Annotated in this window: 19 protein-coding genes and 4 pseudogenes; 13 read left to right on the forward strand and 10 right to left on the reverse strand. The window is 61.0% G+C overall.

Features of this window, described 5'->3' with window-relative positions:
• The first annotated feature begins 106 nt into the window (after positions 1-106).
• Positions 107-664 carry a GNAT family N-acetyltransferase gene (locus P6U16_RS13180; protein WP_277700947.1) on the forward strand — a complete coding sequence of 186 codons (558 nt, stop codon included), beginning with the start codon at positions 107-109 and terminating at the stop codon, positions 662-664.
• Between the two features lie 33 nt (positions 665-697).
• On the opposite strand, the pseudogene P6U16_RS13185 reads toward P6U16_RS13180, so the two are convergent.
• The 3 genes and pseudogenes from P6U16_RS13185 to acnA form a co-directional block, all read right to left on the reverse strand.
• Positions 698-1,101 (reverse strand): annotated as a pseudogene (locus P6U16_RS13185) (DUF2794 domain-containing protein).
• 307 nt (positions 1,102-1,408) lie between these two features.
• Positions 1,409-2,134, reverse strand: coding sequence for a thioredoxin family protein (locus P6U16_RS13190; RefSeq protein WP_277703841.1), 726 nt, complete (start codon positions 2,132-2,134; stop codon positions 1,409-1,411).
• Between the two features lie 292 nt (positions 2,135-2,426).
• The gene (acnA, locus tag P6U16_RS13195) at positions 2,427-5,117 is read right to left on the reverse strand and encodes an aconitate hydratase AcnA (protein ID WP_277700948.1); all 2,691 of its coding nucleotides are present in this window, start codon (positions 5,115-5,117) and stop codon (positions 2,427-2,429) included.
• Positions 5,118-5,385: 268 nt separating this feature from the next.
• Here acnA and ccmA point away from each other — a divergent pair, with 268 nt between their 5' ends.
• The 5 genes and pseudogenes from ccmA (at position 5,386) to P6U16_RS13220 (ending at position 8,527) form a co-directional block, all read left to right on the forward strand.
• Positions 5,386-6,018, forward strand: a complete 633-nt coding sequence (ccmA, locus tag P6U16_RS13200; protein WP_277703842.1) for a heme ABC exporter ATP-binding protein CcmA — start codon at positions 5,386-5,388, stop codon at positions 6,016-6,018.
• Between the two features lie 199 nt (positions 6,019-6,217).
• Complete coding sequence (gene ccmB / locus P6U16_RS13205; protein ID WP_277700949.1) at positions 6,218-6,877, forward strand: heme exporter protein CcmB; 660 nt, start codon at positions 6,218-6,220, stop codon at positions 6,875-6,877.
• A 60-nt stretch (positions 6,878-6,937) separates the two neighbouring features.
• Positions 6,938-7,725: pseudogene (locus tag P6U16_RS13210) on the forward strand (heme ABC transporter permease).
• Positions 7,722-7,898, forward strand: coding sequence for a heme exporter protein CcmD (gene ccmD / locus P6U16_RS13215; protein ID WP_277700950.1), 177 nt, complete (start codon positions 7,722-7,724; stop codon positions 7,896-7,898). Before P6U16_RS13210 ends, ccmD begins: the two are co-directional and overlap by 4 nt.
• Positions 7,895-8,527: a DsbE family thiol:disulfide interchange protein gene (locus P6U16_RS13220; RefSeq protein ID WP_277700951.1), complete on the forward strand. Its 633-nt coding sequence runs from the start codon at positions 7,895-7,897 to the stop codon at positions 8,525-8,527. The genes ccmD and P6U16_RS13220 overlap by 4 nt, the downstream gene beginning before the upstream one ends.
• Here P6U16_RS13220 and P6U16_RS13225 read toward each other — a convergent pair.
• The 6 genes and pseudogenes from P6U16_RS13225 to P6U16_RS13255 form a co-directional block, all read right to left on the reverse strand.
• Positions 8,524-9,105 (reverse strand): DUF2585 domain-containing protein, encoded by a 582-nt coding sequence (locus P6U16_RS13225; protein ID WP_277703843.1) that lies wholly within the window; start codon positions 9,103-9,105, stop codon positions 8,524-8,526. The genes P6U16_RS13220 and P6U16_RS13225 overlap by 4 nt on opposite strands.
• 5 nt (positions 9,106-9,110) lie before the next feature.
• Positions 9,111-9,755, reverse strand: a complete 645-nt coding sequence (locus P6U16_RS13230) for a septation protein A (protein WP_277700952.1) — start codon at positions 9,753-9,755, stop codon at positions 9,111-9,113.
• Between the two features lie 140 nt (positions 9,756-9,895).
• Positions 9,896-11,379: pseudogene (gene ftsY, locus P6U16_RS13235) on the reverse strand (signal recognition particle-docking protein FtsY).
• A 116-nt stretch (positions 11,380-11,495) separates the two neighbouring features.
• Complete coding sequence (gene mtaB / locus P6U16_RS13245; RefSeq protein WP_277700954.1) at positions 11,496-12,761, reverse strand: tRNA (N(6)-L-threonylcarbamoyladenosine(37)-C(2))-methylthiotransferase MtaB; 1,266 nt, start codon at positions 12,759-12,761, stop codon at positions 11,496-11,498.
• Positions 12,758-13,672, reverse strand: coding sequence for a diaminopimelate epimerase (gene dapF, locus P6U16_RS13250; protein ID WP_277700955.1), 915 nt, complete (start codon positions 13,670-13,672; stop codon positions 12,758-12,760). The genes mtaB and dapF overlap by 4 nt, the downstream gene beginning before the upstream one ends.
• Before the next feature lie 73 nt (positions 13,673-13,745).
• Entirely contained in the window at positions 13,746-14,747 is a 1,002-nt protein-coding gene (locus P6U16_RS13255) for an MBL fold metallo-hydrolase (RefSeq protein ID WP_277700956.1), read from the reverse strand.
• A 437-nt stretch (positions 14,748-15,184) separates the two neighbouring features.
• Here P6U16_RS13255 and ffh point away from each other — a divergent pair.
• The 6 genes and pseudogenes from ffh (at position 15,185) to P6U16_RS13285 (ending at position 20,279) form a co-directional block, all read left to right on the forward strand.
• Positions 15,185-16,749: pseudogene (gene ffh, locus P6U16_RS13260) on the forward strand (signal recognition particle protein).
• 13 nt (positions 16,750-16,762) lie between these two features.
• Positions 16,763-17,065 carry a chorismate mutase gene (locus P6U16_RS13265; RefSeq protein ID WP_277700957.1) on the forward strand — a complete coding sequence of 101 codons (303 nt, stop codon included), beginning with the start codon at positions 16,763-16,765 and terminating at the stop codon, positions 17,063-17,065.
• A gap of 63 nt (positions 17,066-17,128) precedes the next feature.
• The gene (gene rpsP / locus P6U16_RS13270; protein ID WP_277700958.1) at positions 17,129-17,491 is read left to right on the forward strand and encodes a 30S ribosomal protein S16; all 363 of its coding nucleotides are present in this window, start codon (positions 17,129-17,131) and stop codon (positions 17,489-17,491) included.
• A 95-nt stretch (positions 17,492-17,586) separates the two neighbouring features.
• The gene (gene rimM / locus P6U16_RS13275; protein ID WP_277700959.1) at positions 17,587-18,168 is read left to right on the forward strand and encodes a ribosome maturation factor RimM; all 582 of its coding nucleotides are present in this window, start codon (positions 17,587-17,589) and stop codon (positions 18,166-18,168) included.
• Positions 18,169-18,178: 10 nt separating this feature from the next.
• Positions 18,179-18,859: a tRNA (guanosine(37)-N1)-methyltransferase TrmD gene (gene trmD / locus P6U16_RS13280; RefSeq protein WP_277700960.1), complete on the forward strand. Its 681-nt coding sequence runs from the start codon at positions 18,179-18,181 to the stop codon at positions 18,857-18,859.
• 169 nt (positions 18,860-19,028) lie between these two features.
• Complete coding sequence (locus P6U16_RS13285) at positions 19,029-20,279, forward strand: sensor domain-containing diguanylate cyclase (protein WP_277700961.1); 1,251 nt, start codon at positions 19,029-19,031, stop codon at positions 20,277-20,279.
• Between the two features lie 50 nt (positions 20,280-20,329).
• On the opposite strand, the gene P6U16_RS13290 is transcribed toward P6U16_RS13285, so the two are convergent.
• Entirely contained in the window at positions 20,330-21,076 is a 747-nt protein-coding gene (locus tag P6U16_RS13290) for a sulfite exporter TauE/SafE family protein (RefSeq protein ID WP_277700962.1), read from the reverse strand.
• A gap of 297 nt (positions 21,077-21,373) precedes the next feature.
• On the opposite strand from P6U16_RS13290, the gene rplS reads away from it, so the two are divergent.
• Positions 21,374-21,931: a 50S ribosomal protein L19 gene (rplS, locus tag P6U16_RS13295; RefSeq protein ID WP_277700963.1), complete on the forward strand. Its 558-nt coding sequence runs from the start codon at positions 21,374-21,376 to the stop codon at positions 21,929-21,931.
• The last annotated feature ends 125 nt before the right edge of the window (positions 21,932-22,056 follow it).

Raw genomic sequence — 22,056 nt, forward strand, 5'->3', positions numbered from 1 at the left:
TTGAAAAGGCGGCTTCGGCCGCCTTTTTTGTGGCCAGTGGAAAGCTTGAACCAAGAGCCCTGTCGTGTCAGAGAACAGGGATACTGAACATGTCTGGACAGATGCCGTGACCTTATCCCTGCGCGATGCCATCCTTGCCGATCTTCCTGTTATCACGGCCATCTATAGCGAATCGGTCATGAACGGGGTGGCGAGTTACGAGATGACGCCGCCGGACGAAACGGAGATGGCGGAACGTTTCGCGACGATTACCGGCAACGGCTATCCCTATATCGTGGCACAGGACGAAGCGGGCAAGGTTCTTGGATATGCCTATGCCTCGGCTTTTCGCACCCGCGCTGCCTATCGTTTTCTGGTCGAGGATTCGATCTACCTGGCGCCGGAAGCCCGCGGCAAAGGCGTTGGAAAGCGTCTCCTGGCGGACCTTATCGAACGGTGCACGGTTCTTGGTTTCCGGCAGATGGTTGCCGTTATCGGCGGCGCGCACCCCGCTTCGGTCGCCGTACACCTTGCTGCCGGCTTCGAGCATGGCGGACTGATGAAGGGCACCGGCTTCAAGCACGGCCGCTGGCTAGACACGATCATCATGCAGTTGGCATTAGGCGGGGGCACGCAGAGCGATCCGCAGCTGGACGTCTATCCCGATACGCTCCATCGTCGCTGAAGATTTGCGGCGAACAAGGCGCCACGGGCTGGTTCAGGTGTCGATCAGCTTTAAAGCCTTGTCGAAAACCTTGAGGACCTGGGGCAATTCCTGGCCGCGCTTCAGAATCCGGCCGTTGACGTCAATGACGCAAAAAGCACCTTGCTTGGCGGCGAGCTTCGGGTTTTCTCGATCCGGTACAGCGGGGTTTCCCCTGATCGCTTGAACACGGAGAAGACCGCCCGGTCCTTCAGGTGGTCGATGGCGTAATCGCGCCAGTCGCCTTCGCCGACCATGCGGCCATAGATCCGCAGGATAAGGTCCAGTTCCCGACGATGGAAGGTGATGGGCAGCGGGTCGCGGGCATGGCGGTATTCGTGCAGATCGACGACGACGTTCGATGCGGTCTCACGCTCCGACCGCGTATCACCACGCGGCAAATCCGGCTGATCTGTCATTCTTTTTCCGGCCTTGTATTGTGACAGGACCGTTACAGTGTGCCTGACCTTGACCGAAAATCAAGCCGCAAGCCCATTTGCTTTTTTACATCCGCCCTATTTCAGCCAAAACCATGCCCAGATTGACCGCAATATTGCGAGGTGTCGCCCGTGGACGGTCGGTTGCCACCCTGTCCATTGCGGCACCATAGCCTGTTGGAGGCATTCGCTCTTCAAGACTATGGTTGGTTCGGTCCGGTACCTTCGAACCCTCAGCCCCAGCCCCTCGTTGTTACCGGGCCGAACCGATTGTCATGCGAAGCAGCCGTCAGTTGGCCGTGTCACCGGCCAGGATGGTGGTCGCGCCGAGGATGGCTCTTGGCTTTTGGCCGTCCTCGACCGTTTGCAACAGGATCGCACAGCCCCCGCTTTCGCCCTGCTTCAGCACCGAAGCCGGCAGGACGAATTTCGATGCCTTGCCATTCCACATACCGATCGTCTGGACGTCGCGCACGGCATGCCAATAATCGACGCGCTTGCCGCTGTTTTCGCCCTTTTCGATATCAACGGTTTGCCGGCGATTAAAATAGACCACGACGACATCCGCCTTGCCTTCACCGGCTCCGACATCGATGTCGATCTCTTCGCGGCCGATCCGGGCGCCGATCTTGACCGTGAGGCCTTCGCCACCGGCAGCCATCGTTTCGACCCGCGTCTTGATGCCGGCAAGATCGGAGCCGTTGACATGGTCGCGTCCGTTGATCACCGCTTGCGGCGTATAAACGCCATTGCGACCGAGCGCCTTTGCATAGGCATATTGGCGGGCCGTGTTTTCTTTCGAACCGAGCGTGTCCTGCCAGCCGAGATAGTTCCAGTAATCGACATGATAGGAAAGGGCGACAACTTTTCCCTCTTCGACCAGGCGCTTCAGCGCGGCATCGGCCGGCGGGCAGGACGAGCAGCCCTGGCTGGTAAAAAGCTCAACCACGCCGGTTGGCGACACGTCATCGGCAAAGGCAGGCAGGGAGGCGGTCACACCGAAACCCAGGGCCATGAGCAGGCGACGGACGTTGCGCGTTCCAGACATCAGACGTTCCATTCCTTCGCGCATACCATCAAGAGGCGTCTGGAACATATATCCCAGCGCAGGTAAAAAATCGGTGAGACCGCATGGCTCTTCGAGCACGACGATCCTGTGTTCGGAGGAGTTCCCTTCTCGGCCCTGTCATACGCCGCATGCACTTCAACAGAAAGTCACGTTGGAGTGAGCCGGTGCGCTCTTTTCCGGAAACGAAAAAAGCCGGGGCGTTGGCACCCCGGCTTCATCAAGATATTACAAGGGTCGATCAGGCAGCGAGGTCGCGCAGAACGGTCTGCAGGATGCCGCCATTGTTCATATAGGTCACTTCGTCCAGCGTATCGATACGGCAGACGAGCGGCACTTCCTTCACGGATCCATCGCCATAGGTGATGACCGCGACGCGCTTTTCACGCGGCTGGACATTGCCGAGATTGTCGATCGTGACGCTCTCGTCGCCCTTGAGGCCAAGCGATTCCCAGGTTGTTCCTTCTTCGAAGACGAAGGGCACGATACCCATGCCGACGAGGTTGGAGCGGTGGATGCGCTCGAAGGACTGGGCGATCACGGCCTTGACGCCGAGAAGATTGGTGCCCTTGGCCGCCCAGTCGCGCGACGAGCCGTTGCCGTATTCGACACCGGCGAAGATGACCAGCGGAACGCCTTCGGCCTTGTACTGCATGGCGGCGTCGTAGATCGACATCTCTTCCTTCGAAGGATAGTGGATCGTGTAGCCACCTTCCTTGCCGTTCGGTCCCATCATGTGGTTGCGGATGCGGATATTGGCAAACGTGCCGCGCATCATCACTTCATGGTTGCCGCGGCGCGTGCCGTACTGGTTGAAGTCGGCAACGCCGACGCCATGGCCGATAAGGTATGCACCGGCTGGCGAGGCCGCCTTGATCGAACCGGCCGGCGAGATATGGTCGGTGGTGATCTTGTCGCCGAACAGGCCAAGAACGCGGGCGCCCTTGATGTCGGAGATGCCCGAACCGGACTTGCCCATGCCGATGAAATAGGGCGGGTTCTGGACATAGGTCGAGTTGTCATCCCAGGCATAGGTCTGGCCTTCCGGAATCTGGACGGCCTGCCAGTTGACGTCGCCCTTGAACACGTCGGCATATTTCGATGCGTAGAGTGCGCGGGTGACGTATTTCAGGATGTATTCCTGGATTTCCTGCGAGGTCGGCCAGATGTCCTTGAGGAACACCGGCTGTCCGTCGCTGCCGATACCGAGCGGTTCGGTCGTCAGGTCCTTCTGGACGGTGCCGGCGAGCGCATAGGCGACGACCAGCGGCGGCGAGGCGAGATAGTTCGCCTGGACGTCCGGCGAAATGCGGCCTTCGAAGTTGCGGTTGCCCGAGAGCACGCCCGACATGATCAGGCCTTTCTCGTTGATCGTCTTGGAAATCGGCGCCGGCAGCGGACCGGAATTACCGATGCAGGTCGTGCAGCCGAAGCCGACGAGGTTGAAGCCGAGCGCGTCGAGATCCTTCTGAAGACCCGACTTTTCGAGATACTCGCCGACCACCTGGGATCCGGGTGCGAGCGAGGTCTTGACCCACGGGGCCGACTTCAGGCCCTTGGCGACCGCGTTGCGGGCAAGAAGGCCGGCAGCGATGAGGACGCTCGGGTTGGACGTGTTGGTGCAGGACGTGATGGCGGCAATGGCGACGTCGCCATGGCCGATATCGTAGTCGGCACCTTCGACGGCGTAGCGCGCATCGAGCTGGCCCGGCTTCTTGTATTCGCCTTCCAGCGAACCGGCGAAACCGGATGCGATGTTTTCCAGCGGAATGCGGCCTTCCGGACGCTTGGGGCCGGCCATGGCAGGAACAACCTGGCCGAGGTCGAGTTCGAGCGTGTCGGTGAAGACCAGATCGGCGCCGTCGCCTTCACGCCACATGCCTTGAGCCTTGGAATAGGCTTCGACCAGCGCGATGCGCTGTTCTTCGCGGCCGGACATGGTGAGGTAGTTGATGGTTTCGCTATCGACCGGGAAGAAGCCGCAGGTCGCGCCATATTCCGGGCCCATGTTGCCGATCGTTGCGCGGTCGGCGAGCGTCATGTTGTCGAGGCCGGGGCCGAAGAATTCGACGAACTTCGAGACGACGCCCTTCTTGCGCAGCATCTGCACGACCATCAGCACGAGGTCGGTGGCGGTGACGCCTTCCTTGAGCTTGCCGGTCAGCTTGAAGCCGATGACTTCCGGCAGGAGCATGGAGACCGGCTGGCCGAGCATGGCCGCTTCCGCCTCGATGCCGCCGACGCCCCAGCCGAGAACGCCGAGGCCGTTGATCATCGTCGTGTGGCTGTCGGTGCCGACGCAGGTATCCGGATAGGCGGTGATCTCGCCGTCTTCTTCCTTCGTCCAGACCGTCTGGCCGAGATATTCGAGGTTGACCTGATGACAGATGCCGGTGCCCGGAGGAACGACGCGGAAATTCTTGAAGGCCTGCTGCCCCCACTTCAGGAAGCGGTAGCGCTCGCCGTTGCGCTCGTATTCGAGTTCGACGTTGCGGGCAAAGGCGGTCGGGGTGCCGAATTCATCGACGATAACCGAATGGTCGATGACGAGGTCGACGGGAACCAGCGGGTTGATCTTTTCCGGGTCGCCACCGAGATTGACCATGGCGTCGCGCATGGCAGCCAGATCGACCACAGCCGGAACGCCGGTGAAGTCCTGCATCAGCACGCGGGCGGGGCGATAGGCGATTTCGTTTTCAGCCGTGCCCTTGTCGGTCAGCCAGGCGGCGATATTGAGGATGTCCTGCTTGACGACGGAGCGACCGTCCTCGTTGCGCAGCAGGTTCTCGAGCAACACCTTCATCGAATAGGGCAGCTTGGAGACGCCGGCGAGGCCATTCGCTTCGGCTTTCGGCAGGCTATAGTAGACGTAATCGACGCCATTTACGGTGAGAGTCGAACGACAATTAAAACTGTCAAGGGATTTGGACACTGGTTACCCCGTTCCGTTTGATCGCCAAGAACTGACGTACGAACGCCCTTGCGCTTTGGGAGCGCGAATTGGGATGCGGGTACGGCCATTTCCGCTGTCCGTACGTGGAAAACTTCCATGTTCGGGCGCTAGGATGAAATTCACGCCGACCGCTGGCGTGTTGGGGCGTTTATAGATAATTTCTCAGAAACGTGCCAGACCAACTCTCCTCAAATTGAGACAATTTTTTCGCATTGCGACGAACGTCGTAAAGGGATCGTGAATGCCGGTGAAACTGCATGTGGAAGATTTGGCTGCCAGACGCGGTGAGGACCTGATTTTCCACGATATTTCCTTTGTTCTTAGGGCCGGCGAAGCGCTTGTCGTGACGGGTGCGAACGGGTCGGGAAAGTCGACGCTCCTGCGCGCCCTGTCGGGGCTTTTGCCGCCGGAAACGGGCAGGGTTCGGATCGAGGGTGCCGGGAGCCCCAACCTTGCCGAATCCAGCCACTATCTCGGGCATCGAAATGCAATGAAGCGCGAACTGACGGTCGGCGAGAACCTGGTTTTCTGGCAGGACTTCATGGGTGATTCGCCTGATGGTAACGGCCTGCCGGTTGACGTGGCGATTGAGGCTCTGGGTCTGTCCGGTATCGGCCACCTGCCATTCGGCTATCTCTCCGCCGGCCAGCAACGCCGCATGGCGATGGCGCGGCTGCTTGTCGCCTACCGTCCTGTCTGGCTGCTGGACGAACCGACGGCTGCGCTCGATGCCAGCGCCGACCGCATGTTTGCAGGCCTCGTCCGCATCCATCTCGAAAAGGGCGGCATCGTCGTTGCCGCAACGCACCAGCCGCTGGGGATCGACGGCGTTCGGGAGTTGCGGATGACGGGGTTTGCGGGTGTGGGGGACGTGATTTGATGTCCGTGTTTGCGGCGACTACCCCTCTCTGTCACTACGTGACATCTCCCCCACAAGGGGGAGATCGGCCGAGACTGTCGAGCGTCCCTCACCCTCAACACGGGAGCGGTTAGGGAAAAGAATAATCTCCCCCTTGTGGGGGAGATGTCGGCATGGCCGACAGAGGGGGCGAAACTTTCCGCGCGGGAGGAACCTACCGATGATCGCCCTTTTCCTCCGCGACCTCAAACTCTCCGTGCGCGCCGGTGGCGGGGCGTTGATTGGCGTCCTGTTCTTCATGACGGTGGTTGCCGTCATTCCGTTCGGGGTTGGCCCTGATCTCAATCTTTTGTCGCGCATCGGGCCGGCCATTCTCTGGATCGGCGCGTTGCTTGCCTGCCTTCTCGGGCTCGACCGGCTGTTCCAGGCCGAACGCGAGGACGGGTCGCTCGATGTGATGCTGATGCAGGAAACGCCTTTGGTGCTGACCGTTCTCGTCAAGTGCCTGGCCCACTGGACGGCCTCCGGGCTGCCGCTGGTGATTGCCTCCCCGCTGCTTGGGCTTTTCATGAACATGAACGAAGTGGCGATCGGCGCGACCATGCTGACGCTGCTGGTCGGCACGCCGGCGATCACCTTCATCGGTGCGGTCGGGGCTGCCGTGGCGGTGGCCCTGCCGCGCGGCGGATTGCTGGTGTCGATCCTGGTCCTGCCGCTTGCCATTCCGGTGCTGATTTTCGGCGTCAGTGCGGCCTATGCAGCAGTCGAGGATCCGGCGCCGTTCCTGCCGCCGTTCCTGATCCTGATCGCCATCACCCTGTTTTTTGCCGTCATCGGTCCGCTGGCTGCGGCGGCAGCGCTTCGCTCGTCGTCGGACTGACAAAAACGTGATCGTGCCGGGTTGATTGAAGATAAACCTCTTCCGCGTTAAAGAAGCATCATGAGCGAACAAAGCCTTGCCATCCGCAAATTCAGCGACCTTGCCAATCCCACCCGGTTCATCGGATTGGCGGAGCGTTTGCTGCCGTGGTTTTCCGGTTTGACCGCCCTTCTGTTTGCCGTCGGCCTCTATCTCTGTTTTACCACCGAGGGCGATTACCAGCAGGGCGAGACGGTGCGCATCATGTATGTGCACGTGCCGGCCGCCTGGCTGTCGATGATGTGCTACACCGTGATGGCGCTTTCGGCGCTGGGAACACTGGTCTGGCGCCATCCGCTGGCGGATGTGTCGGCCCGGGCGGCGGCGCCGATCGGTGCCTGCTTTACCTTTCTCGCATTGGTCACCGGTTCGCTCTGGGGCAAGCCGATGTGGGGCGCCTGGTGGGTGTGGGATGCGCGACTGACCTCCGTCTTTGTGCTGTTCCTGATGTATCTCGGCCTGATCGCGCTCAACCGCGCCATGGATGATCCGGGCAAGGCGGCAAAGGTCTCGGCGATCCTTATTCTCGTCGGCTTCGTCAATATTCCGATCATCAAGTTTTCCGTCGAATGGTGGAACACGCTGCATCAGCCGGCAAGTGTCCTGCGGCTTGACGGTCCGGCGATCGATCCGGAATTCCTGCGGCCGCTGCTTGTCATGGCGCTCGCCTTCACAATGCTGTTTTTACCCTGCACATCGCGGCCATGCGCAACGAAATCTGGCGCCGGCGGGTGACGTCGATGCGTCGCCAGGCCGCACGCGCGGTCGGCATGGCCGATGCCGGTGGTATGGAAGGACAGAAACGATGATGAGCCACACCGGTTATGTGATCGCCAGCTACGGTATAGCGGCCTTCACCGTCGCGGGATTGATCCTCTGGGTGCTCGCGGATGGCCGCGGTCGTCGGCGCGAGTTGAAAGCGCTTGAGGACGCGGGCATTCGCCGCCGGTCCGCATCAACAGCAGCCGGAGAGGCGCAATGACGACCGAAACGCCGGCTCTGCCGGAAGAGAGCCGCTCGGGCAAGATGCGTATTGTCTTTGCGTTGCTGCCCCTCATTATATTCGCAGCGCTCGCCGCCATCTTCTTCAGCCAGCTGCAATCCGGCAAGGATATCAGCGAGATCCCGTCTGCGCTGATCGGCACCAAGGCGCCGACGCTCGACATGCCGCCTCTTGCGGGTGCGATGTTCGGTACCACGCCGATGCCTGCGCTGACCGATGCGTCAATCAAAGGCAAGCTGACGCTGGTCAATGTCTGGGCATCCTGGTGCATTCCCTGCCGCGAGGAAAACCCTATTATCCTTGAACTTGCAAAAGACAAGCGGCTGACGGTGGTCGGCATCAACTACAAGGACGAGACCGCCAACGCACTACGGTTCCTAGGAGAACTCGGCAATCCGTTCTCCGCCATCGGCGTCGATCCGCGCGGCAAGGCGGCCATCGACTGGGGCGTCTACGGTATTCCGGAATCCTATCTGGTCGATGCCAACGGCATGATCGTCTACAAGCGCGTCGGCCCGTTCGACCAGCGCAGCCTGCAGGAAGGCCTGCTTCCGGCCATCGAAAAGGCAGCGGCAGGACAGGCGGCAGCGCCAGCTGCGGGCAGCTAAACGCCGCCCTGCCAGGCCTTGACTGCATCGAGCGGCCAGACCAGCATCAGCACGTTGAGCGTCAGGTTGTCGCGGATCAGCCAGCCGGTGAAAAGCTCGAAGATGATGGCGACGACGAGAGTCACGGCGACCGGCATGCGCGCGGCAAACAGGAAACCGAGCATCATGAAGATGGTGTCCATCGCCGAATTCAGGATGCTGTCGCCGAAATAATCGAGCGAGATGGTCGCTGCCCTGTAGCGATCGATGATCAGCGGCGTGTTTTCCAGAATTTCCCAAGCGGCTTCGATGACGGTGGCCAACAGCAGCTTGGCCGATAGCGGCTTGGCGCGCAGCAGGAGATGTCCAAGGCCGTAGAACAGGAAGCCATGGATGATGTGCGAGGGTGTGTACCAATCGGCGAGGTGCTGCGAATTGCCTGGGCCATTGGCAACGGGCTCGAACAGTTTGATGTAGCCGCATTCGCAGATGGGGACGCGGCCCATGAAATATTCGGTGACGATCTGGACCAGGAGGACGGCGAAACTCGCGATCAGGAAAAACCGCGAAGCCGAAGGCTGTTGTCCGGAAGAGGCGATATCGCTCACGGCTTGGCGGCTCCGTCTTCAGTCGTTTCGGTGCCGTGTTTCATGATCAGCGGCATCTGGGCCAGCGTGAAGAGGATGGTGATCGGCATGGTGCCCCAGACTTTGAAGGCGACCCAGAAATCGGTCGAGAAATTGCGCCAGACGACTTCGTTCAGAACGGCGAGGAACAGGAAGAACAGGCCCCAGCGGATCGTCAGCTTGCGCCAGCCGGCATCGTCGAGCTTGAAGGCGGCATGGAAGACGTAGCCGAGCAGCGATTTGCCGAAGAGCAGACCGCCGAGCAGGATGGTGCCGAACAGGGCGTTGACGATGGTCGGCTTGACCTTGATGAAGGTGTCGTTCTGCAGGTAGAGCGTCAGCGCGCCGAAGATGAAAACGACGACACCTGATATCAGCGGCATGATCGGCAGCGACCGGGTCAACAGCCAGGACGCGGACAGAGCAATCGCGGTTGCGATCATGAAAAGACCGGTGGCGATGAAGATCGGGCCGCCGAAATCGGTTAGCACCGGAAAACGCGCAGCCAACCATTCGCCGCGCGCATTGGCGAAGAAGAAGACGACCAGGGGCCCGAGTTCCAGCACCATCTTGAGCAACGGGCTGATTTCCTTGCGCGGCTTGACCGCTTCGATCGATGACATGATGTCGTTCCTAAAGTCATTGCGTTGCGTGCCCGGTGCGCGGCTTCATTCGTCTGTCTCGTCGTCATCCTCAGGTCAGGCCCTAGGATGACGGGTTACGGTCTCTAAAACACCAGCAAAATGGCAAAACGATATCCGGGTCAATGGGCAAGTCCGGCGATGGCTTCGGCGAAATCCTTGGCTTCGAAGGGTTCGAGGTCATCGATGCCTTCGCCGACGCCGATGAAATAGACCGGCAGCTTGTGCTTGGCGGAGATGGCGACGAGGATGCCGCCGCGCGCGGTGCCGTCGAGCTTGGTCATGATCAGTCCGTTGACGCCCGCGACATTGCGGAAGATTTCCACCTGGTTCAGGGCGTTCTGGCCGGTCGTCGCATCCAGCGTCTGCAGCACGGTATGGGGCGCATCGGGATCGAGCTTGCCGAGCACGCGCACGATCTTTTCAAGCTCGGCCATCAGCTCCGTCTTGTTCTGCAGGCGGCCGGCCGTGTCGATGATCAGCACGTCGCTTTTTTCAAGCGCGCCTGCTCGAAGGCCTCATAGGCAAGGCCGGCCGCATCGGCGCCGAGCTTGGAAGAGACGATGTCGGATTTCGTGCGTTCGGCCCAGATCTTGAGCTGCTCGATGGCCGCGGCGCGGAAGGTGTCGCCTGCCGCCAGCATCACCTTCAGCCCCGCGCCTGAGAGCTTTGCGGCCAGCTTGCCGATGGTCGTCGTCTTGCCGGTGCCGTTGACGCCGACCACGAGAATGACATGCGGCTTGTGGCTGAGATCAAGCTGCAGCGGCTTGGCGACCGGTCCAAGAACCTTGGTGATCTCGGCGGCCATGATCCGCGTCACGTCCTCGCCGCTGACATCCTTGCCGTAGCGCTCGGATGACAGGGTGTCGGTGATACGCAATGCCGTCTCAAGCCCAAGATCCGCCTGGATCAGAAGATCCTCCAGATCCTGCAGCGTTTCTTCATCCAGCTTGCGTTTGGTGAACAGCGCGGTGATCTGGCCGGTCAGCTGCGACGATGTGCGGGCAAGGCCTTGTCGCAGGCGCTGGTACCAGGTGAGTTTTTGTGCTGGTGCAACGGGTTCCGGTTCGAGGTCCGGGCCGGTGGCGAAGCCCTTGGGGAGGATGGGGGCTTCAATCGGCGTGTCTGAGATTGAGGACGCTTCACCCCCTCTGTCGGTTGCACCGACATCTCCCCCACAGGTGGGGAGATTGGACTCGCGGCCATCTCTGGCGCTTCTCCTGACAGTGCTTGTCCGGTGGAAGGTTCATCAACCTCGATTTGATCTCCCCCTTGTGGGGGAGATGTCCCGGAGGGACAGAGGGGGTATCTCAATGTCAGAAACTTCCGCCGCTTCGGCTTCAGCCTCCAGCAGCGACAGCGGAATGAGCCCGAGATCGCCAATCTGCTCGGTGGCCGGGAGGATTGCCAAGGTTTCGTCTTCCGCGGTCGGCGCCGTAGATCCGTCGTCCTCGATGTCGGCGGAAGGCCCACCTGCCGTTTCCATTTCCTGCGGATGCACCGGATCGGAGGCCAGGGGCAGGGTCTCGCTGCGGGAATGGGGTTCGAGTTCGGCTTCTATGGCGCGCGTTTCCGACGGGCTGAAGGCGGATTCGGCAAGATCCATCACCTCATCGACAATGGGCGTTGCGGCGGGCTCCGCTTGCGCCGGCTTGTCCTTGCCGAAGGTGAAGACCTTTTGAAAAAGCTGAGCGCCATTTGGAGTCCGTAAGCTCGGGCCGCTCAAGCGGCCGTCTGTTGCATCGTAAGGTGCCGGCCATTGTGACCGGTGATTGTTGCCTGCAAAATGGCACGCGGCGCGAGCCCGGGAACGGCGACCAGTGTGAAATTTTCGGTATGCGCCAGGCCGTTGTTCTCGACGAGCAGGCTTTGCTGGGTTCCGACCATGCTGTCAAGATGGGCTTCGTGCAGCCGAAGTCCAGTGGCGCGCAACCTTGCGGCCCGTTCCTTCACCAGCGCCCGGTCGAGTTGCGGCATCCGGGCTGCCGGCGTTCCTTCACGCGGCGAGTAGGGAAACACATGCAGATGGGCGATGCCGGCTTCTTCCGCGAGATTGGCGGCATTTGCAAACATCTCTTCGGTCTCGGTCGGGAAACCGGCGATCATGTCGGCACCGAAGCTCACCTCGGGACGTAGTTTTCGTACATCCTCGATGAAACGCAGGGCATCCGTGCGGCTATGGCGGCGCTTCATGCGCTTGAGGATCATGTCGTCGCCATGCTGAAGCGACAGGTGCAGATGCGGCATGAAGCGCGGCTCGTCGGCGATCAGGTCCATCAGATGGCTGTCCACCTCAATGCTGTCGATCGAGGAGAGACGCAGACGCAGGATTTCCGGCACCTGTTTCAAAAGGGTCTTGGCCAGTAGCCCGAGCGTCGGCGTTCCCGGAAGATCGGCGCCATAGCTGGTGGCATCGACGCCGGTCAGCACGATCTCGCGATAACCGTTTTCGGCAAGCTTGCGCGCCTGATCGACCACCGCACCCATCGGTACCGAGCGCGAATTGCCGCGTCCATAGGGAATGATGCAGAAGGTGCAGCGGTGATCGCAGCCGTTCTGGACCTGGATGAAGGCGCGTACATGGCCTTCGATCAGCTTCACCATCTGCGGCGCGGTTTCCCGCACGCTCATGATGTCGTTGACGCGCAGCTTTTCCTCGGCCGAAACGCCGAAATCGGGCAGGGCGCGGTAGGAGGCACTTTTGAGTTTTTCTTCGTTGCCGAGAACCGTGTCCACTTCCGGCATGTCTGCGAAGGCTTGGCTTTCGGTCTGCGCCGCGCAGCCGGTGACGATGATGCGGGCATGCGGGTTTTCGCGCCGTGCACGGCGAATGGCCTGGCGGGCCTGGCGCACGGCCTCACCGGTGACCGCGCAGGTGTTGACGAGGATGGCGTTGTTCAGCCCGGCCTTTTCGGCCTCGCTGCGCATCACTTCCGATTCGTAGGTATTGAGCCGACAGCCGAAGGTTATGATGTCGACGCCGCTCAAAGCGCGCGGGCCTGTTCGCTCGCTGTCGCATCACTTCGCATCCAGGCGCCGGTCGAGGGATCGACCGTGCCGGACCATTCCCATTCGGCGGGGCCGGTCATGACGACATGATCGTCACTTTCACGCCATGCAATCGACAGCATGCCGGGCGGTGTTGCGCTGGCAACCTTGATGTCAACGGTGCGGCCGGTTCTGCCCGTGCGCGCGGCAGAAACGGCGGCAGCGCAGGCGGCCGAGCCGCAGGCAAGCGTCAGCCCGGCGCCGCGCTCCCAGGTGCGTGTGGTCAGCGACGTTGGCGAAGTGACCTGCGCTAGCGTGATATTGGCGCGCTCGGGAAACATCGGATGGTTTTCGAGCAATGGGCCGAAGCGTTCGAGATCGAACGACATGACGTCACGATTGACCCAGAAGATCGCATGGGGATTGCCCATCGACATGACCGAGGGCGAATGCAGGATCGGCGCATCGATCGGGCCGATCTGCAGCTCGATACGGCTGGTATCGTAGAATTCTTCCGAGAGCGGAATACGGTCCCACTCGAACACCGGCTTGCCCATGTCGACGGAAATCGTGCCGTCCTCATGCTCCTGCGCATTGAGGATGCCGGCGACCGTCTGGAAGGTGAAAGCCTTGCGGCCGGTCTCCGCCGAAAGCGCCTGGACGACGCAACGCGTGCCGTTGCCGCAGGCCTGCGCCTTGGTGCCATCGCAGTTGAGGATGTCGATCCAGGCATCGGTGCCGTCGGCCTTTGGATCGTGGATCGCCATGATCTGGTCGAAGGCGGTATCGGGATGGGCGTTGAGCACGATCGCCGCTTCTGGCGTCACACGATCCTTGCGGCCACGCATGTCGATCACCAGGATCTTGTTGCCAAGTCCATTCATCTTCGCAAATTCGACCGTATCGCCCATGACGCCCATTCCACTGCCTGTTGCGGTGTATATGGCGGAAAAGCGCGGAAATTACCAGTGGGGCGGCGCGTGGCTAGGGGGCCGGAACCTCAAACACGTCGCCCGGCGACAAGGCGCGGAACCGGTCGCGGGCGATGCCCTTTTCGTCGAGGGCGGTTTCCAGGGCCCGGGCAGGGTCGTGCATGCCCTCGTTGGTCAGGCGGAATGTGCCCCAGTGATGGCCGACGGCGTATTCCGCGCCGCAGGCGATCAGGCCCTCGACGGCCTCTTCAGGGTTCTGGTGCTGGGCTTTCATGAACCAGCGCGGCTCATAGGCGCCGATCGGCAGATTGGCGAGGCGGAAGGGCCCGTATTTCTCGGCCGCTGCGCGATAGTTGATGGCATCGTGAAAGCCCGTATCGCCGATGTGATAGATCTTGCCGGCGGGCGTGGTCAGGATAAAGGCGCTCCACAGCGCCATGCTGCGATCGAAGGAGCCTCTGGCCGACCAGTGATGGCAGGGTTCACAGTAAAGCGCGACACCATCGATGACATTGATGCCGTCGCCCCAATCCATTGTGGTGATTTCCGCATCGGGGAGAGCCGGATCGATGATCGCGTCATTGCCGAGTGGTGTGATGATGCGCGGCTTGAAGCGGGCATGCAGGGCGCGCAGCGTTGCGATATCCAGATGGTCGTAGTGATTGTGCGTGACGAGAACGACGTCGATCGGCGGAAGGTCGTCGAAGCGAATCCCGGCTTCCGTGGCGCGCTTCGGGCCGGCGAAGGAGACGGGGCTGGCACGTGTTGACCAGACCGGGTCGGTGAGGATGTTCAGACCCGCGACCTGGATCAGCAGTGTGGCATGGCCGACCATGGTGACGCGCAGGCCGGCGCCGCCGATCATCGTGTCCGGCTTTGTTGGCAGGGCTGTGAGTGCGTGGGACTTGGGCCAGGCGATCTTGCCGCCGCCAAACTGCCAGCGCAGAAGGTCGCGAAAGCCCTTCGGGGCCTCGCCGCCCGGATTGAAGAAGCGCACCCCATCGAAATGGTCGGAAACAGGGCCTTGGTAATAAGGATTGCCTTGCTTCGCCATTGACCACCTGTCCTGAGTGGCCGCCTCAATTGCAGCCCAACGCAAATCCCTGAGGTAATCTACACAGGCCGTTTCCGTCTCGCCAGAGCCTGCCGAAAACGTGATCGCGCCGATTACGACAGCAGGGTTGACACAATCCGGTTAGCATCCAATGAAAGTGGATGGTAAATTTGGCAATGCCGGCCATTGTCCCGGTGCGGAAATGGCCGCGGTCTTGACTTATCCGCCATTTTCCTGTTTACCGCCGCCATCAGCTGACAAGTGAACAGACTTGAAGCCGCCGACCGGGACCCGTCAAAGGTATAAAGAGATCCCGGAGGTCAACACCCGACAGCGCGCTGCGCCCTCGGGTGCTTTTTGGCTTTGCGTCTTGTTTTCGAAGCTGGTGATACCAACGTTTCGGGATACGCGAACGCACCCCGAAAAAGGATGAACGGATGTTTGAAAGTCTCCAGGACCGCCTTGGGTCAATCCTGAATGGATTGACCGGCCGTGGCGCGCTGTCGGAAGCCGATGTCTCGGCTGCCCTGCGCGAAGTGCGCCGTGCGCTGCTGGAAGCCGACGTCGCGCTCGAAGTGGTTCGCCAGTTCACCGATAAGGTGCGTGAAAAGGCCGTTGGCGCTGCCGTCCTGAAGTCGATCAAGCCCGGGCAGATGGTCGTCAAGATCGTCCATGACGAGCTGATCGAGATGCTCGGCTCGGACGGCGTGGGCGTTGATCTCAATGCCGCGGCCCCGGTTGTCATCATGATGGTCGGTCTGCAGGGCTCGGGTAAAACCACGACGACCGGCAAGATCGCGCTGCGACTGACAACGCGCGAGAAGAAAAAGTCCTGATGGCGTCGCTCGACACGCGCCGTCCGGCAGCCCAGGAGCAGTTGCGCCAGCTTGGCGTGCAGACCGGCGTCGATACACTGCCGATCATTGCCGGCCAGTCGCCGACCGATATCGCCGCGCGCGCCGTGCAGGCCGCCAAGCTCGGCGGCCATGATATCGTCATCCTCGATACGGCCGGCCGCACCCATATCGACGAGCCGCTGATGATGGAGATGGCGGAGATCAAGCGGAAGTCCAATCCGCACGAAATTCTGCTGGTGGCGGATGCGCTGACCGGTCAGGACGCTGTCAATCTCGCTCGCAATTTCGATGAGCGCGTCGGCATTACCGGCCTTGTGCTGACCCGTATGGACGGCGATGGCCGTGGCGGTGCCGCCCTTTCGATGCGTGCCGTGACCGGCAAGCCGATCAAGCTGATCGGTGTCGGCGAAAAGATGACGGAACTCGAGGAGTTCCATCCGCGCCGCGTCGCCGACCGCATCCTCGGCATGGGCGACATCGTCTCGCTCGTCGAGAAGGCTGCCGAGAACATCGATGCCGAGAAGGCGGCGGCCATGGCCGCCAAGATGAAGACCGGCAAGTTCGATCTCAACGACCTTGCCGACCAGTTGCGCCAGATGCAGAGCCTTGGCGGCATGGGCGGGATCATGGGCATGATGCCCGGCATGGGCGGCATGAAGGACAAGATGGCGTCTGCCGGTCTCGACGACCGCATGTTCGGGCGTCATCTCGCGATCATCTCCTCGATGACCAAGGCCGAGCGCGCCAATCCCGATATGCTGAAGCATTCGCGCAAGAAGCGCATCGCGGCGGGTTCCGGAACGGATGCGAGCGACATCAACAAGCTTTTGAAAATGCACCGCCAGATGGCCGACATGATGAAAATGATGGGTGGCAAGAAGGGCGGCGGCATGATGAAGCAGATGATGGGCGGCCTTGCCGGCAAAATGGGTTTGGGTGGCGGGATGGGCGGAATGAGCGGCATGCCTGACCTGTCGAAGTTGGACCCGAAACAGCTCGAAGCCCTGCAGAAGCAGGCGGAAGCCGCCGGTCTCGGCAAAGGCATGCCGGGCATGGGTGGTGGCGGACTGCCTGGGCTTGGCGGCATGAAACTGCCTGGTCTCGGCGGATTGCCGGGCCTTCCCGGCCTGCCGAAGAAGAAGTGAGGGTTTGGGGACGATGATTGATCCCGAGATCAAAAGAGAACTTTCGGGCTACCGCCAGTCGATCGACAATATCGATGCGGCGCTCGTGCACATGCTGGCTGAACGGTTTCGCTGCACCAAGGCGGTGGGCGTGCTGAAAGCCAAACATAATTTGCCGCCGGCGGACCCGGCGCGCGAGGAATACCAGATCGCCCGTCTCAGGCAGCTTGCCGAGGACGCACATCTGGACCCGGATTTCGCGGAGAAGTTCCTGAACTTCATCATCCACGAAGTTATCCGGCATCATGAAGCCATTGCTGCCGATCTCAAGGATTGACCAGCTTTAAAACAAACGAACTTGCCGCTCAACGCGGTGAAATTATCTCAAGGAGTACATGACATGGCACTGAAAATTCGTCTCGCCCGCGGTGGTTCCAAGAAGCGCCCGTTCTACCAGATCGTTATCGCCGACGCCCGTTCGCCGCGCGACGGCCGCTTCCTCGAAAAGGTCGGTTCCTGGAACCCGATGCTCAAGAAGGACGATGCAAAGCGCGTTGAACTCAACAATGAGCGTATCGCCTACTGGATGTCGAACGGCGCGCTGCCGACCGACCGCGTTCTGCGCTTCCTCAACGAAGCCGGCATTGTGACCCGCGAAGCCCGCGTCAATCCGACCAAGGCGCTGCCGGGCAAGAAGGCGCAGGAGCGCCTCGCGGAAGCCAAGCAGAAGGCCGAAGACGCCGCTGCAGCCGCTGCCGAGTAATCGCTCGAAAAACTGATATTGCGAACGGGCAGCGTTTCCACGCTGCCCGTTTTCGTTTATGAGCCTTTGCAATTGCGAAAACTGGACCCGGACTTATGAGCAAACTGACGAATCCCGTCCTGATGGCGACGATAGGTGGTGCCCAAGGACTGCGCGGTGAAGTGCGGGCCAAATCCTATGCAGAGGATCCGGTTGCCCTTGGTGACTACGGCCATCTGCACAGTCTGGACGGGCGCTCTTTCGAAGTGCTGGAAATCCGTGAAGCCAAGACTGTCGTCGTCGTCCGCTTCCGCGGCGTCAACGACCGTAACGCGGCCGAGGCCCTGAATGGTCTCGATCTCTACATCGAGCGCGACAACCTGCCCGATGACGATCTGGACGAGGATGAGTTCTTTTATGCCGACCTCGAGGGGCTGGAAGCCATCGATGGCGAAGGCAAGAGTTATGGCACAGTCACCGGCGTTTTCGATTTTGGTGCCGGCGACCTTCTGGAACTGAAAGGCCCCGGTAAGCGTCCGGTACTCATCCCGTTTACCGAATGGTCGGTGCTCGAGATCGACCTTGAGGCCGGCACGATGCTGGTTGATCCCCTGGCCGCCGGCCTGATCGACGATCCGAACGACAAGCCGGAAAGCCCCTTCACGGCTCAGGGTTCGAAGCCGCCGAAGGGCAAGTGAGCGCCAGGCTATGGTCTTTCGTGCAACAGTCCTGACGCTTTATCCGGATATTTTTCCAGGGCATCTGGCGCAGTCGCTTTCGGGCAGAGCGCTGGAGCGCGGGGACTGGGCGATCGATACGCTTCAGATCCGCGATTTTGCCGAGGACCGGCACCGCACGGTCGATGATACGCCGGCCGGCGGCGGCGCCGGCATGGTGCTGAAACCCGATATTCTCGCAAAAGCAATCGACCATGCCTCCGCCGGGGACGATCGTCCCCGTCTTTTGATGAGCCCGCGCGGCAGGCCGCTGACGCAGGCGCGCGTGCGCGAACTTGCGGCCGGGCCGGGCGCCATCATCGTCTGCGGCCGCTTCGAAGGCGTCGATCAGCGTGTCATCGACGGGCGAAAGCTCGAAGAGGTCTCGATCGGCGACTACATCCTTTCCGGGGGCGAGCCGGCGGCGCTGATCCTGCTCGATGCCATCGTCCGCATCCTTCCGGGCGTCATGGGCAATGATCTGTCCGGGGTGCATGAGAGCTTCGAGGGCGGACTTCTGGAGCATCCCCACTATACGCGACCGCAAGTCTTCGAAGAGCAGGAGATCCCGGCGGTGCTGACCTCGGGCAATCACGGTGCGATCGAGAAATGGCGCAACGCCGAGGCCCGCAAGCTCACAGCCGAGCGGCGGCCGGATCTGCTGAAATCCTGACTTCTGTCATCGCAGACGACCTGTGAGTTGCGCGGCTGGCCTAAGTTCGCCACGCTAAAAATGCTGCTTCCGTCTTTTAGACGTCTCAAATGTTGGCCTTGCGGATCAAGTCTTCGTTAACCGGTGTGAAGCATCCTTCATGCGGTCCCGTTGGGAGGAATACAGGAACATGACCAGCAGGGTCTTTGGAAAATCATCCGTAGAAGCGCAGCAGCGCGAAACCGAGCGCTTGGCAGCCTTGGAAAGCCTGGATCTTCTCGACACACCACGGGATGCGGGTTTTGACCGGATCGTCAATCTGATCAAGGAAATCTTCACGGTCGATATCGGTCTCGTCACGCTGATCGATGCACATCGCCAGTGGTACAAGTCCTGCTCGGGACTGCCATCCGACGAGGTCCCGCGTGGCGATACGTTCTGCCGTCACGTCGTTGACTGCGAAGAAGCGGTGGTCGTGCAGGATGCCAGCAAAGACCCGCGCTTCTCGCAACATCCGGCCGTGACGGGTGATACGCATATTCGCTTTTATGCGGGCGTACCGCTCACGACGAAGGACGGACATATCATTGGAACTGTCTGCGCGATCGATCGCCGGCCAAGATCGTTCAGCGACCGCGATGTTGGCTTGCTCCACGAACTAGCCGCTCTGGCGATGGACCGGATAGAGTTGCTGCAATCAGCGGCAACCGACAGCCTCACCGAAGCTTTGACACGGCGCGCCTTCAAGCAGGAGGCCGAGCAGCTTATCTCGCTTGCGCTGCGCCACCAGCATGATCTGTCCTGCCTGACGCTCGACATTGATTATTTCAAGAAGGTCAATGACACCTATGGCCATGCCGCAGGGGATGCGGTTCTCAAAAGAGTTGCGGCAACATGTAAGGCTGCGTTGCGGGCAGGGGATCTGTTCGGCCGTCTCGGTGGCGAGGAATTCGCGATCATTCTTCCACATGTCAATCGGGAGAGTGCAGCCGCGGTGGCTGAAAAGATCAGAGAGTTGATTGCGTCCCGCCCGATCGACGGTGATTTTGGCGCGCTCGATGTGACGGCCAGTTTCGGCGTTTCGACCCTCACGTTGGTCAGCAAGGACATCGAGACATTGCTGGCGCAGGCGGATGCGGCCATGTACCAAGCCAAGCATGAAGGCCGCAAGCGTTGCGTTTCCTGGGCCTCGCTTCAGGCGGCGCAGGGAACAGGGTCGCGGCGACGCGTCCTGAAAGCCGGTACGATCGTTTTCAACGATCGGCGCTCCAGTATCGACTGCACCGTCAAGTCTTTTGGCTCCGACAGCGCCGGCCTTCAGGTTTCCAGTTCAGCTGGCATACCCTCAGAATTCGTTCTGTCGATCAAAGGCGAGGGATTTGAGACGCGGTGCCATGTGATTGCCCAGGACCGTCAACATCTGGAAGTGGCTTTCAGGTAGCGTTTTGAATGTCACCGTCCGCTGTTCGGCTTGCAGTCCCGCAGGCAGGATCATCCCGTCACGAAATAATAGACCGCCAGCAGCAGCCCTACGGCGACGACCAGCGCGCGGATGATCGCCTGCGGTACGCGGCGGGCGAGCCAGACGCCGGCATAGCCGCCAAGCGCGCCGCCCGGGATCATCACCGCAGCTTGCAGCCAGGCGACGACATTGCCACCAGCAAAAACCACGATGGCGACGGCGGCGATGACCATGGCCAGCACGTTCTTCAGCGCATTCAGCCGGTGATAGTCGCCGCCCTTGGAGAGCCCGAGCCCCGCCAGCATCATGATGCCCATGCCGGCGCCGAAGAAGCCGCCATAGATTGCGGTAACGAACTGGATCGCCCAGCCGAGCGGGCCGGATGGCGTGTCCTGTGTCGAGGCCTTTGGACGCAACAGCGGGCCAGCCGCGAAGATCGCTGTGGCTGCCAGCAAAAGCCAGGGCACCATGGCGCGGAAGGATGGATTGGAGAGCGACAGGAGAATCAGCGCGCCAGCGAGACCGCCGACCAGGGAGATGGCGCCGAGCACCAGCACCTCGCGCATGTCCTTGCGGATTTCCTTGGCATAGGCGAGTGCGGAGGTGACATAGCCGGGGAACTGCACGATCGAGGAGGTGGCATTGGCGACGATCGGCGGCAGGCCGGCCAGCGTCATGGCGCCAAAGGTCAGAAACGTTCCGCCGCCTGCGATCGCATTGACGGCGCTCGACAGGAAGCCGGCCAGAAACAGCATGATGATGGTGGATATGGACACGGCGCTCCTCCAGCGTTAGAATCGGACATAGCCCGCAGGCCTGTCGGCGGCAAGACGCGTGAAGGACATTCCGCGGTCTTGGCGGACGAGAATTTTTGCGGCCTGGGGATGACAAAGCCTGCTGTTTGGTGTATTCGCCCGACCGGTTCGGGAAAAATCCCGTCACCTTAAAACAAAGAATAGTGAATTCGCTCCTGTCCTTTTGCCGGGACAACGCTTGGAGGCATCCTTATTGGGATGGTCCAAAAAGCTGCCGGGCGCTCTGGCTGTTTCAGAAGAACTTGAAAAGGTTAGACAATGAACATCATTCAGCAGCTGGAAGCCGAACAGGCCGCCAAGATCGCCGCCAAGCGTACGCTCCCGGAATTTTCCGCAGGCGACACTGTGCGCGTCAACGTCCGCGTTACGGAAGGCACCCGTACCCGCGTTCAGGCCTATGAAGGCGTTTGCATCGCCCGTTCCGGCGGCGGCATCAACGAGAGCTTCACCGTTCGCAAGATCTCCTACGGCGAAGGCGTCGAGCGCGTATTCCCGGTTTATTCGCCGATGGTCGAAGGCGTTGAAATCGTTCGCCGCGGTAAGGTTCGTCGCGCCAAGCTCTATTACCTGCGCGATCGTCGCGGCAAGTCGGCTCGTATCGTTGAAGATACCGGCACGCGCGCCCGCAAGCTGAACGACGCAGAACGCGCTGCCGTTGCCGAGGAAAAGGCACGCATTGAAGCTGAAAAGGTCGCAGCAGCGCAGGCGCTGGCCGCCGAAAAGGCAGCAGCCGATGCCGCAGCCGCAGAAGCAGCAGCCGCCAAGGCCGCTGAAGAAGCAGCCGCTGCAGCCGCAGCCGAGCCGGCAGCAGAATAAGCTTCATTCCTTTTGGATTGACGGAAAAGGCGGTCTTCGGGTCGCCTTTTTTGTTTTTGGCACACCGGGAGCTGCGCGGTCGGCCCGCGGTCTCCGGGGTGATGATTCGCTCGGCAGCGGGGTTT

The sequence above is a fragment of the Rhizobium sp. 32-5/1 genome, assembly GCF_029537235.1.
Classification (GTDB): Bacteria; Pseudomonadota; Alphaproteobacteria; order Rhizobiales; family Rhizobiaceae; genus Pararhizobium.

Coding starts and splice junctions, on each gene's coding strand:
- P6U16_RS13230 (WP_277700952.1), bottom strand. CDS start 9,755: ATGTCATCGATCGAAGCGGTCAAGCCGCGCAAGGAAATCAGCCCGTTG.
- dapF (WP_277700955.1), bottom strand. CDS start 13,672: ATGGGCGATACGGTCGAATTTGCGAAGATGAATGGACTTGGCAACAAG.
- P6U16_RS13265 (WP_277700957.1), top strand. CDS start 16,763: ATGATTGATCCCGAGATCAAAAGAGAACTTTCGGGCTACCGCCAGTCG.
- ccmD (WP_277700950.1), top strand. CDS start 7,722: ATGATGAGCCACACCGGTTATGTGATCGCCAGCTACGGTATAGCGGCC.
- P6U16_RS13220 (WP_277700951.1), top strand. CDS start 7,895: ATGACGACCGAAACGCCGGCTCTGCCGGAAGAGAGCCGCTCGGGCAAG.
- P6U16_RS13285 (WP_277700961.1), top strand. CDS start 19,029: ATGACCAGCAGGGTCTTTGGAAAATCATCCGTAGAAGCGCAGCAGCGC.
- P6U16_RS13255 (WP_277700956.1), bottom strand. CDS start 14,747: ATGGCGAAGCAAGGCAATCCTTATTACCAAGGCCCTGTTTCCGACCAT.
- ccmB (WP_277700949.1), top strand. CDS start 6,218: ATGATCGCCCTTTTCCTCCGCGACCTCAAACTCTCCGTGCGCGCCGGT.
- rpsP (WP_277700958.1), top strand. CDS start 17,129: ATGGCACTGAAAATTCGTCTCGCCCGCGGTGGTTCCAAGAAGCGCCCG.
- P6U16_RS13190 (WP_277703841.1), bottom strand. CDS start 2,134: ATGGCCCTGGGTTTCGGTGTGACCGCCTCCCTGCCTGCCTTTGCCGAT.
- rimM (WP_277700959.1), top strand. CDS start 17,587: ATGAGCAAACTGACGAATCCCGTCCTGATGGCGACGATAGGTGGTGCC.
- trmD (WP_277700960.1), top strand. CDS start 18,179: ATGGTCTTTCGTGCAACAGTCCTGACGCTTTATCCGGATATTTTTCCA.
- rplS (WP_277700963.1), top strand. CDS start 21,374: ATGAACATCATTCAGCAGCTGGAAGCCGAACAGGCCGCCAAGATCGCC.